General features: G+C 59.8%; 1 protein-coding gene. It reads left to right on the top strand.

The genetic code is table 11. The features are described 5' to 3' along the window. Positions 1–135: 135 nt before the first annotated feature. Positions 136–1,437, top strand: coding sequence for an ISL3 family transposase (locus tag CVS29_RS18095; RefSeq protein ID WP_110107986.1), 1,302 nt, complete (start codon positions 136–138; stop codon positions 1,435–1,437). Positions 1,438–1,449: the final 12 nt, after the last annotated feature.

The following is a 1,449-nucleotide window of genomic DNA, read 5'->3' as shown; positions in this document are numbered from 1 at the left end:
GGCTCTTCAGAATTGAGAGTGTAGAGGGCGCCGTGGTGTGGTGAGTCGAAGTTCGTTGAGTTGCTCCAGAATAAGGTGAGGGCCTTGGGAGAGAATCGGATTGTCTAGATCTGAATTTTCTTCCACAAGGCCCTCATGAATAACGCTACCTTCCAATGCCCTGACCTGACCACTTTCTGCCGGCTCGATGAACTCGGACTTGAGGTGACCGGGCAGTACGTCCGCCCGGATCGTGCAGTCCTTGCTTGCCGTGTTGTTGCTCCCGATGATTGGTGCCACAGGTGCGGATCCCAGGGAGTTCCGCGGGATACCGTGACCCGCCGGCTGGGCCATGAACCCTTTGGTTGGCGACCCACCACGTTGCTGATCAGGCTTTGCCGCTACCGCTGCACAGAATGTGGCCACGTGTGGCGGCAAGACACTTCGAAAGCCGCCGAGCCGAGGGCGAAGCTCTCCCGGCGCGGACTGCGCTGGGCGTTGGAGGGAATCGTGTGCCAACACCTCACCGTTGCCCGCGTCGCTGAAGGCCTTGGCGTCACTTGGAACACCGCGAACAACGCGGTTCTGGCCGAAGGAAGACGTGTACTCATCGATGACCTGAGGCGTTTCGACGGGGTCAAAGTCATTGGTGTTGACGAGCATGTTTGGAGGCACACCAGGCGCGGTGACAAGTACGTCACCGTCATCATTGACCTCACCCCGATCCGTGACAGAACCGGCCCCTCCCGCCTGCTGGACATGGTTGAAGGACGTTCAAAGCAAGCCTTCGCTACATGGTTGCAGGGACGCCCACAGGCATGGCGGGACGGTGTTGAGGTCGTGGCCATGGATGGGTTCTCTGGCTTCAAAAGCGCCGCGGCCGATGAACTCCCCGACGCTGTTCCCGTGATGGATCCATTCCACGTCATTCGCCTCGCGGGGGATGCTTTGGACAACTGCCGCCGACGCATCCAGCAAGCAACGTGCGGGCATCGTGGACGGGCCGGGGATCCGCTCTACAAAGCGCGGCGAACCCTGCACACCGGCGCCGATCTACTGACCGAGAAGCAACAAACACGACTGGAAGACCTGTTCGCCGCTGACGCGCATGTACAGGTGGAGGCCACGTGGGGTATCTATCAACGCATGATTGCCGCCTACCGGGAGAAAGACCGGGCACAAGGCAAGAAGCTCATGCAGGGAGTTGTAGATTCCGTCAGCACTGGAGTGCCGGCCGCGCTCACGGAACTCAAAACACTCGGACGGACCCTGAAACGCCGGGCCACTGATGTGCTGGCCTACTTCGACCGCCCAGGAACATCCAACGGCCCAACCGAAGCAATTAACGGACGACTGGAACACCTCCGAGGATCTGCCCTCGGCTTCCGCAACCTCACCAACTACGTCGCCAGGTCACTGCTCGAATCAGGCGGATTCAGACCGAAACTACACTCTTAATTCTGAAGAGCC

This window comes from Arthrobacter psychrochitiniphilus, assembly GCF_003185915.1.
In the GTDB taxonomy this organism is placed as follows: domain Bacteria; phylum Actinomycetota; class Actinomycetes; order Actinomycetales; family Micrococcaceae; genus Specibacter; species Specibacter psychrochitiniphilus.
Note: the sequence above shows the minus strand (reverse complement) of the source record. Positions and strands in the feature narration are given on the sequence as shown.